The following is a 9689-nucleotide window of genomic DNA, read 5'->3' on the forward strand; positions in this document are numbered from 1 at the left end:
AGCGAATCTGGGCCTGACCCATCTTGGGCAAGGCCGAACCGTTGTAATCTGCAGTCTTACAATCATATTCTAACTTCAAGATAAAGACTTGTGCTTGCGTCAAACGGACGCGAAGCGATTTTTATGACACGATTGGGGATCATTCGGATGAGCCAGACGCCTTTTAACCCTTTTGGGACAGATCTTGATCGCGATGCGGCGCTCAAGGTCCTGCGCGATGCGGTTGCGGGGGCCGATGACGGGGAATTGTTCCTTGAACGGCGTCGGTCCGAGGGGCTGATGTTCGATGATGGCCGGCTGAAAACCGCAAGCTATGATGCGTCCGAGGGGTTTGGCCTGCGCGCCGTGCGTGGTGAAGTGGCCGGATACGCCCATTCGTCGGAGATCAGCGAATCTGCTCTGCGCCGCGCCAGTGAAACGGCACGGTTGGCGGTGGGCGATGGCGGTGGCACCTGGGCGGATGCGCCGATTTCCACAAATCAACGGCTGTATACGGATGCTGATCCTATCGCAGGGGCCGCTTTTCCTGTAAAAGTCGAAACACTTCGTGAGATCGATGATTTCGCCCGCAGCCTCGATAGCCGGGTCGTGCAGGTATCCGCATCGATTTCCGCATCGATCCAGGAAATCGAGATTCTGCGGCCCGAAGGTACGTCCGTCCGGGATGTGCGACCGATGACGCGGGTCAATGTATCGATCATCGTCGAACAGAACGGGCGGCGCGAAAGCGGCACGGCGGGCGGCGGTGGTCGCGTAGGCCTTGATGGCTTACTTGAGCGTTCTGATTGGCAGGCCAAAGCCCGCGAGGCCCTGCGCATCGCTTGCGTTAACCTTGATGCCGTCCCCGCCCCCGCCGGCGTGATGGATGTCGTGCTTGGTCCCGGCTGGCCCGGCATCCTGCTGCACGAAGCGATCGGCCACGGTCTTGAGGGCGATTTCAACCGCAAGGGCTCCAGCGCCTTTTCCGGCCTTATGGGGCAGCAGATCGCAGCCAAAGGGGTGACTGTGCTGGACGACGGCACGATACCGGACCGGCGCGGGTCGATCAGCGTTGATGACGAAGGCACGCCGTCGGCCAAGAATGTCTTGATCGAGGACGGTGTTCTGGTTGGCTATATGCAAGACCGTCAGAACGCGCGGCTGATGGGCGTCCAGTCCACCGGTAACGGGCGGCGCGAGTCCTATGCGCATATTCCGATGCCACGGATGACCAATACTTACATGCTTGGCGGGAGTATGACCCCCGGCGACATCGTGGCCGACCTGAAAGATGGCATATATGCCGTGGGATTCGGCGGCGGGCAGGTCGATATCACCAATGGCAAGTTCGTGTTTTCCTGTACCGAAGCCTACCGCGTTCAAAACGGCGTGGTCGGCGCGCCGGTAAAGGGTGCGACGTTGATCGGTGACGGTGCCACTGCTTTGAAGCAGATCCGCGCCATCGGCAACGACCCCACGCTTGATCCCGGCATGGGCAATTGCGGCAAGGCCGGTCAATGGGTGCCAGTCGGCGTCGGTCAACCGACCCTGATGATCGGCGGGCTGACCGTTGGCGGGGCTGCAGCCTGACAGCTACTGCTGAACGTGTCCCCGCCCGTTTAACAAGAATGGGCGGGGACCGATTCATGCGTTGTTAACCAGGTCGACCTATACCTGATTCTAGCAACGGACGGAGACGCGGGATGACTGACAAGGACTACAATCCTTCTTCCACTCACCCCCCAATCCCACCCACCTCGGAAGATGAAAGCTTCGCGCGCCTTCGTCTGTTGCGCTCGCGCCGGGTCGGTGTGTCTACGTATAAACGTCTGCTGATCGAACACGGCACTGCGCAGAATGCGCTGGTCGCGCTGCCCGAGGTAGCGCGCGCCGCGGGAGTAACAAACTATGAGATCTGCCCCGAAGGGGTAGTCTTTGCAGAGTTGCGCGCCGCCAAAGCTGCTGGCGCGCAACTTATCATGCACGGCACTGATGCTTATCCCGAGACATTGTGCGATCTGAACGACGCCCCGCCGTTCCTGTGGGCGATCGGGAACCTGGATCTGTTGCACCGCCCCAAGATTTCTCTGGTCGGGGCGCGCAATGCATCCTCGTTGGGGACGCGAATGGCAAAAGCGTTGGCCCAAGGGCTTGGAGAGGCGGGATATGTCGTTGTGTCCGGTCTGGCACGCGGCGTTGATGCCGCAGCGCACCTTGCCGCGCTTGGCACGGGCACGATCGCGGTGCAGGCAGGGGGTGTAGACGTCATGTACCCGGCAGAAAACACGCAGCTTGCGGCCGACATTGCCGCATCGGGGCTGCGTCTGTCAGAACAGCCGATGGGCCTGCAGCCGATGGCGCGCCACTTCCCCAGCCGTAACCGGATCATCGCCGGATTGAGCCACGCCACCATTGTCGTGGAAGCGGCCGCGAAATCTGGCAGCCTGATCACGGCACGTGACGCCCTGGACCAGGGGCGCGAAGTTCTGGCAGTGCCCGGCCACCCCTTTGATGCGCGCGCGGCCGGATGCAACATGTTGCTGCGCGACGGGGCGACATTGGTGCGCAATGCTGCGGACGTGATCGAATTGTTGGGCCGGGCCGATGCCGTGCAGCCCCGCCAAGCGGAGTTGGGGCTGCCCGAAAGCGCCCCAGCCCCCACGCGGTCGCTGCGCGAAACGGCGGCTTTACATCTGCAAATCTTGTCACGCCTTGGCCCAAGCCCGATTGCAGAGGATCAACTGATCCGTGACCTGCAAGCATCTGCGGCCAAAGTGGCCCCGGTCTTGATTGACCTGGAATTGGAAGGCCAGATATTGCGCCAGCCTGGTGGATTGGTCTCGCGCACGGGATGATCTTTCCCGGAATGCGCTGAAATCGACGAATGGGGGCCAGCCCCCGCCCCGGATTTCATCCGGACCTCCCCCGGGATTTTTTACCATCTGGAAAAAGGAAAGCACCGATTTACGAGGCTTATGCAGTGAGGTTCCCAAATCGGCGTCCGAGCATAATTTCCACTTGGCATAGATCAGATCAGTCAGATCAGCGCATTGACAAAACACCCCCCACGCCACATGTGAAAGCACACGCTGAGCCAATTCATCTGATCCAAGGTACTTAATTTTATGCCCGTTGTTGTCGTCGAATCACCTGCCAAGGCCAAAACGATCAACTCTTATCTGGGCAGTAACTACACTGTTCTGGCGTCTTACGGTCATGTCCGTGACTTGCCGCCGAAGGACGGGTCGGTCGATACAGATAATGATTTCGACATGAAGTGGGAGATCGCTGCGGCCAGCAAGAAACACGTCAAGGCAATCGCCGACGCCTTGAAGGATGACAACGAACTGATTCTCGCGACTGACCCCGACCGCGAAGGCGAGGCGATCAGTTGGCACCTGCAAGAGGCGCTGACCCAACGCAAATCCATCAAGAAGGATACGCCGGTCAGCCGCGTCGTTTTTAACGCGATCACCAAGGCCGCCGTTACCGAGGCGATGAAAAATCCACGTCAGGTGGATATGCCGCTGGTCGAGGCCTATCTGGCGCGCCGCGCTTTGGATTATCTGGTCGGCTTCAATCTGTCGCCGGTTCTGTGGCGCAAGCTGCCGGGCGCGAAATCGGCGGGCCGTGTGCAATCGGTGACCTTGCGTCTGATCGTCGAGCGCGAGATGGAGATCGAGGCGTTCCGCAATCGCGAATACTGGACCGTCAAGGCATTGGTTGCGACCCCGCGCGGGCAGGAGTTCGAAGCGCGGCTTGTCACCCTTGCGGGCAAGAAGCTTGATCGGTTCGATCTGGCCAACGATACGCAGTCCGAGATGGCCGTGCAGGCGATCAACAGCCGCGACCTGACAGTCACAAGTGTTGAGGCAAAACCGGCCAGCCGCAACCCGTCAGCCCCGTTCATGACATCGACCTTGCAGCAAGAAGCCAGCCGCAAGTTCGGCATGGGTGCGCGCCAGACGATGAGCACGGCACAGCGGCTATATGAGGCCGGGCACATTACCTATATGCGGACCGACGGCATCGACATGGCCCCCGAAGCGATGAACATGGCCCGCGATGCGATCAAGGACCGGTTTGGAGCGGAGTACGTCCCCTCTTCCCCGCGTATCTATAAGAACAAGGCCAAGAATGCCCAAGAGGCGCATGAATGTATCCGGCCCACGGACATGTCCAAGGATGCCGCCGCGCTGAAACTGACCGAACCGGACCAGCGCAAGCTGTATGATCTGATCTGGAAGCGCACGCTGGCCTGCCAGATGGAGAGCGCGCGGCTGGAGCGCACCACGGTCGAGATCGGCAGCAAGGATGAGCAGGTCGGCCTGCGTGCCACAGGTCAGGTCGTGCAGTTTGACGGTTTCCTGCGCGTCTACGAAGAAGGCCGCGACGATGTGGTCGACGAGGATGACAAGCGCCTGCCGCAAATCAGCCAGGGCGACAAGATGGACAAGCGTGCCATTACACCCGAGCAGCATTTTACCCAGCCGCCGCCACGCTATACCGAAGCGACATTGGTCAAGCGAATGGAAGAGCTTGGCATCGGACGTCCGTCGACCTATGCGAGCGTCGTCACCACGATTCAGGACCGTGAATATGTGCGCAAGGAAGGCAACCGGCTGTTCCCAGAGGATAAAGGCCGGCTTGTTACCGCATTTCTCGAAAATTACTTCCGCAAATATGTAGGCTACGATTTCACCGCCGATCTGGAAGACCAGCTGGACAAAGTGAGTGCTGCCGATGCGGATTACAAAGACGTTCTGACCCGTTTTTGGAAAGATTTCTCGGCTGCGATCGCGGAAACCGCCGATCTGCGCATTACTGAAGTGCTCGAAAAAATCAACGAGGTGCTTGAGCCGCATCTTTTCCCCCCGACCGAAGACGGCAAGGACCCGCGTCTGTGCCCGAATTGCGAGATCGGACGCCTGTCGATGCGCACCGCGCGGTCCGGCGGGGCGTTCATCGGCTGTTCGAACTATCCCGAATGCCGTTATACGCGCCCGTTCGGCCCCCCCGACCCAGAGGCCGAAGCATCGGCCATCCCACCCGACGGCAAGCTGCTGGGGGAAGATCAGGGCGATGAAATCCGCGTTTTCAAAGGGCGGTTTGGCCCCTATGTGCAGCGCGGCCCGGTGACCGAAGAAAACAAGAAACCGCCGCGCCAGTCGGTCCCCAAGGACTGGCCCGCAGAAGAGCTTGATCTTGAACGTGCCCTGATGCTGCTGTCCCTGCCCCGCGAAATCGGGCCGCATCCAGAAGACGGCATCATGGTCTGGGCCAATATCGGGCGCTACGGGCCTTACATCAAACACGCCCCCAGCACGTCGGATCGTGGCGGAACCAATGCCAATCTCGAGGGGCTGGACGAGGTGTTTACCGTCGGCATGAACCGCGCTGTCCAACTGCTGGCCGAAAAGGTCGCCAGCCGTGGCGGTCGTGGCAAGGCAGCCAAACCGATCCGCGAGATGGGCGAACATCCAGATCTGGGCGGTGACGTGCACATTATGGAAGGCAAATACGGCCCCTACGTGAAGTGGGAAAAGGTCAATGCGACAATCCCCAAGGAGATCGAGCCTGCCGATCTGACGATGGAGCGCGCCGTTGAGCTGATCGAAGAGAAGCTGGCCAAGTCCCCGGCAAAACGCAAGGCTGCGACCAAGAAAGCGCCAGCAAAGAAGGCACCAGCCAAGAAAGCAGCGGCAAAGAAGCCTGCGGTCAAAAAGAAAGCGCCCGCCAAGAAAAAGGCCCCTGCAAAGAAAGCCGAGTGACGTTATCCGACTGACGAAATCGTGAACATATTGAAATTCATGAATATGTGAATTGCCGACCTGCCCTCTTTCTGCGACCCATGTGCGAAATGCCGCAGAAGAAGGAGCAGTTAGATGGCAGAGCAGAAGATTTCACGGCGCGGATTGATTGGGGCAGCAGGGGCTGCGGCGTTCATGCCGGCAATTCTACGGGCTGAAACGACAGATGTCGCAGCGGTGCGGCACAACACATCAAGCTTTACGCAGCAGCGGTGGGAAGACCACTTTGACACGCTTGGCAAGGCGGCGATCGTTGCAGACACAACATCGCGCGCGCTCCATTTCTGGAGCGGCGATGGCGAGACCTACAACATCTACCCGACGTCTGTTCCGCGCAGCGACGAACTGACCAAGCGCGGATATACGCGGATCGTGCGCAAGCGCGTCGGGCCGGACTGGACACCGACACCCAGCATGATCGAACGCAATCCTGATCTGAAGTACATGCCCCCCGGTCCGGACAACCCCCTGGGCACGCATGCCATGTATCTCGATTGGCCCGCCTATCTGATCCACGGCACCCATGACACGCGCAAGATCGGGCGGCAAAGTTCGGACGGGTGTATCGGACTTTACAACCACATGATCGAGGCGCTTTTCCAGATCGCCCCCGTCGGGACGCAGGTCCGGATCATCTAGCGCAGCCAGCCAAAGGCGCAGGATTGGGCATCCGGACTGTGGCCTTTCGGTTTTGACTGCATTTTCAGGCGCATCCCGACGGGTGCGCCTGAGCCACGTTTGACACATCCCTAACGTCGCGTCATAGAAGCATATGCATGTGAAGTAGCGGGGTCTAAACCCCCTATCGAAAGGAGCCCGAATGAAGAAAGTTTATGGAAGTGCCGCCGAGGCGCTGGAAGGCGTGCTGCACGACGGTATGTTGATCGCTGCGGGCGGGTTTGGCCTGTGTGGCATCCCCGAACTGCTGCTGAATGCCATTCGCGACGCGGGCACCAAGGATCTGACCTTTGCCTCGAACAACGCAGGCGTCGATGATTTCGGCATCGGGATCTTGTTGCAGACCAAGCAGGTCAAAAAAATGATCAGCTCTTATGTTGGCGAGAACAAGGAATTCATGCGCCAGTACCTGGGCGGCGAGCTCGAGCTTGAATTCAACCCGCAAGGCACTTTGGCCGAACGCATGCGCGCCGGCGGCGCGGGCATCCCCGGCTTCTATACCAAGACCGGCGTCGGTACCGTGATCGCCGAGGGCAAGGAGCACAAGGATTTCGACGGCGAGACCTATATTCTGGAACGCGGGATCGTCGCGGATCTGGCGATCGTAAAGGCATGGAAGGCCGACGACACCGGTAACCTTGTGTTCCGCAAGACGGCGCGCAACTTCAACCCACCTGCTGCGATGTGTGGCAAGATCTGCATCGCCGAGGTCGAAGAGATCGTCCCGCGCGGCAGCCTTGGCGGCGACGCCATCCACCTGCCGGGCATCTATGTGCACCGCATAATCCAGGGTGATCACGAAAAACGCATCGAACAGCGCACAGTGAGGACTGCATAATGGCTTGGGATCGCAATCAAATGGCGGCACGCGCCGCACTGGAACTGCAAGACGGCTGGTATGTGAACCTGGGCATCGGGATTCCGACGCTGGTGTCGAACTATATCCCCGAAGGCATGGATGTGACGCTGCAATCGGAAAACGGCATGCTGGGCATGGGCGCGTTCCCGATCGAAGGTGAAGAAGACGCTGACCTGATCAATGCGGGCAAGCAGACCATCACGGAACTGGATCGCACGTCCTATTTCGACAGCTCGACATCATTCGGCATGATCCGCGGTGGCAAAATCGCCATGGCGATCCTTGGCGCGATGGAGGTTGCCGAAAACGGTGACCTTGCCAACTGGATGATCCCCGGCAAGCTGGTCAAAGGTATGGGCGGCGCGATGGATCTGGTTGCGGGCGTCGGCCGCGTGGTGGTCGTGATGGATCACGCCAGCAAGCACGGCGACAGCAAAGTGCTGAAGGAATGCACATTGCCCCTGACCGGCAAAGCCGTGGTTGACCGTATCATCACCAACCTTGGTGTGCTGGATGTTGTCGAAGGAGGGCTGAAAATTGTGGAATGCGCCGAAGGCGTGACCGAAGAAGAGCTGCGCGCAGCGACCCTCGCCACCATCGTCTGATCTTTTCACGAAACGAAACTGAAAGGGCACCGCCGTTAGGGTTGGTGCCCTTTGTCGTACCGTTATTTCATCGCAGCAAAGACACAGCCATCCGTGATCAGCTCTGGCGGAGTCTGGCACAGGCCCTTGGCGACCTGAAACGCGGCAAGCACCTTGGGCACGTAATCGCGTGTCTCGGCAAAGGGTGGCACGCCTTCATGTTTGCGCACCGATCCTTCGCCAGCGTTGTATCCCGCTAAAACCAGAATGGGGTCGCGGTCGAATTCGCCCATCAGCCAATCAAGATATTTGACACCGCCCAGGATATTTTCAGTCGGCTTCATGCTGTCAGTCACACCGAACCGCGCCGCCGTGTCCGGCATCAACTGCATCAACCCTTCAGCCCCTGCCCCGCTTACCGCATCTGCCCGCCCTGCCGATTCCACCGTGATCACGGCCAGCACAAGCGCAGGAGAGACCGACGTGCCGATGGTCGATCGCAGGATGTCGATCCCATTGGTCTTTGCGATCTCTTGCATCTGCTGCATGCGGGGTGCCGGGACTTTGGTGCTCGCGGTGGCAAGCGTGATCATCGCATCCTCAAGCCGGCCAGGGCCCGAGGATGCCGCATCTGGCGATATCCGGGCCCAGAACCAGTCAAACTGCCCTGGTGCTGCGGGTGCAATCGCCCCCGACGGGGTCGCGACCGCCTCCGGCACGGCATCGACCTTTGGTTCGATAAAGACATTGATTCTGTTGGTACTGCCGGCTTTCGGCGGCTTCACCCGCTTGGCTTCGAAATTCGGGAAAGGTTTTGGCGAATCTGCCCATAGCGCCGGCGCAGCCAAGGCCCCCACAATGAGCGAGACGTTAATTAATCGAAACATTTATGCCTGCTTTTTTTATACTTTTAAGCCCGATGGCATAATATCTCATGAAAACCGCCTCCAAACTAGCAAATCATGGCGCAAATCATGGCGAGCTTGCCATAATTGCACGGCGACAGGATTGAAATATGTGGCTCCTTGAAAATTTTTACTTTTTTTATCTTTTAAAATCAGTGCGCTAATATGTTTTCTCAAAAAAAGAACTGCAAAACATCAAAAGCCATATTTGCCGCCAAATTCATGCCCCAATCAGACGGCTATATAAGGTCATACCAAGTCGGACAGGCGCTTACTGAGAGAGACGGCACCAGACACCAACGACAAGGTACAGATTAAAAAACCTAATGATCCTTGGAGGGACATACCATGATGAACTTTATCAAAAACTTCCGCAAAGACGACTCCGGTGCCGTGACTGTTGACTGGGTTGTTCTGACCGCAGCCGTAGTTGGCCTGGCTGTTGCCGCTTATTCCTCGATCGAAACAGGCGCATCCAACCTGACAAGCGACACCAACTCCTTCATGGCGACACAAAAGCCAACATAATAGCCTCTTCGGCTACACAGCTTAAAAGGTGGCCGCATTCTGCAAATCAGGATGCGGCCATTTTTGAAGATACCCCCGTCCTTCGTGGAGGTTGTCACCAAATGCTTTTTCACTTGAAGAAATTTCGCGCGACCGAAAGCGGGGCTGTAACTGTCGATTGGGTCGTGCTTTGCGCGGCCATCGTCTTGTTGGGCGTTACGATCATTACCAGCATCACGACGGGCACCGTCGATCTTGCCGATAGCTTGATGAAGGTCGAACCCGGCGGCATCTGATACCGCAGCGCTTGTTCAAGGCACTTCACCCGCTGCGGCCATGATTTCATGCCGACAGGTACGCGCCATCT

At 58.5% G+C, this 9689-nt stretch carries 9 protein-coding genes; 8 read left to right on the plus strand and 1 reads right to left on the minus strand.

The features are described 5' to 3' along the window. Positions 1 to 147 precede the first annotated feature (147 nt). The 6 genes from tldD (at position 148) to RGAI101_RS09400 (ending at position 7931) form a co-directional block, all read left to right on the plus strand. Positions 148 to 1569 carry a metalloprotease TldD gene (gene tldD / locus RGAI101_RS09375; protein WP_037229343.1) on the plus strand — a complete coding sequence of 474 codons (1422 nt, stop codon included), beginning with the start codon at positions 148 to 150 and terminating at the stop codon, positions 1567 to 1569. Positions 1570 to 1682: 113 nt separating this feature from the next. Then, positions 1683 to 2834, plus strand: a complete 1152-nt coding sequence (gene dprA, locus RGAI101_RS09380; RefSeq protein ID WP_037227858.1) for a DNA-processing protein DprA — start codon at positions 1683 to 1685, stop codon at positions 2832 to 2834. 270 nt (positions 2835 to 3104) lie between these two features. Continuing rightward, the gene (gene topA, locus RGAI101_RS09385; RefSeq protein ID WP_008226122.1) at positions 3105 to 5750 is read left to right on the plus strand and encodes a type I DNA topoisomerase; all 2646 of its coding nucleotides are present in this window, start codon (positions 3105 to 3107) and stop codon (positions 5748 to 5750) included. A gap of 114 nt (positions 5751 to 5864) precedes the next feature. After that, a complete protein-coding gene (locus RGAI101_RS09390; protein WP_008228588.1) occupies positions 5865 to 6428 on the plus strand; it encodes a L,D-transpeptidase in 564 nt (187 codons plus the stop codon). A 181-nt stretch (positions 6429 to 6609) separates the two neighbouring features. Then, positions 6610 to 7305 (plus strand): CoA transferase subunit A, encoded by a 696-nt coding sequence (locus RGAI101_RS09395; protein ID WP_008225236.1) that lies wholly within the window; start codon positions 6610 to 6612, stop codon positions 7303 to 7305. Beyond that, positions 7305 to 7931 (plus strand): 3-oxoacid CoA-transferase subunit B, encoded by a 627-nt coding sequence (locus RGAI101_RS09400; protein WP_008225367.1) that lies wholly within the window; start codon positions 7305 to 7307, stop codon positions 7929 to 7931. The genes RGAI101_RS09395 and RGAI101_RS09400 overlap by 1 nt, the downstream gene beginning before the upstream one ends. A gap of 62 nt (positions 7932 to 7993) precedes the next feature. Here RGAI101_RS09400 and RGAI101_RS09405 read toward each other — a convergent pair whose 3' ends face one another. Next, complete coding sequence (locus RGAI101_RS09405) at positions 7994 to 8797, minus strand: lytic transglycosylase domain-containing protein (protein WP_198133691.1); 804 nt, start codon at positions 8795 to 8797, stop codon at positions 7994 to 7996. Between the two features lie 366 nt (positions 8798 to 9163). Here RGAI101_RS09405 and RGAI101_RS09410 point away from each other — a divergent pair, with 366 nt between their 5' ends. Then, positions 9164 to 9343: a hypothetical protein gene (locus tag RGAI101_RS09410; RefSeq protein WP_008225423.1), complete on the plus strand. Its 180-nt coding sequence runs from the start codon at positions 9164 to 9166 to the stop codon at positions 9341 to 9343. A gap of 101 nt (positions 9344 to 9444) precedes the next feature. Next, complete coding sequence (locus RGAI101_RS22135) at positions 9445 to 9618, plus strand: hypothetical protein (RefSeq protein WP_008226229.1); 174 nt, start codon at positions 9445 to 9447, stop codon at positions 9616 to 9618. Positions 9619 to 9689 lie beyond the last annotated feature (71 nt).

This window comes from Roseobacter sp. GAI101 (assembly GCF_000156335.1).
Taxonomy (GTDB): domain Bacteria; phylum Pseudomonadota; class Alphaproteobacteria; order Rhodobacterales; family Rhodobacteraceae; genus Sulfitobacter.

Bases quoted from the DNA above. Each gene is read 5' to 3' on its own strand.
- topA (WP_008226122.1), top strand. From the start codon at position 3,105: ATGCCCGTTGTTGTCGTCGAATCACCTGCCAAGGCCAAAACGATCAAC.
- RGAI101_RS09390 (WP_008228588.1), top strand. From the start codon at position 5,865: ATGGCAGAGCAGAAGATTTCACGGCGCGGATTGATTGGGGCAGCAGGG.
- RGAI101_RS09405 (WP_198133691.1), bottom strand. From the start codon at position 8,797: ATGTTTCGATTAATTAACGTCTCGCTCATTGTGGGGGCCTTGGCTGCG.
- tldD (WP_037229343.1), top strand. From the start codon at position 148: ATGAGCCAGACGCCTTTTAACCCTTTTGGGACAGATCTTGATCGCGAT.
- RGAI101_RS22135 (WP_008226229.1), top strand. From the start codon at position 9,445: ATGCTTTTTCACTTGAAGAAATTTCGCGCGACCGAAAGCGGGGCTGTA.
- RGAI101_RS09400 (WP_008225367.1), top strand. From the start codon at position 7,305: ATGGCTTGGGATCGCAATCAAATGGCGGCACGCGCCGCACTGGAACTG.
- RGAI101_RS09395 (WP_008225236.1), top strand. From the start codon at position 6,610: ATGAAGAAAGTTTATGGAAGTGCCGCCGAGGCGCTGGAAGGCGTGCTG.
- dprA (WP_037227858.1), top strand. From the start codon at position 1,683: ATGACTGACAAGGACTACAATCCTTCTTCCACTCACCCCCCAATCCCA.
- RGAI101_RS09410 (WP_008225423.1), top strand. From the start codon at position 9,164: ATGATGAACTTTATCAAAAACTTCCGCAAAGACGACTCCGGTGCCGTG.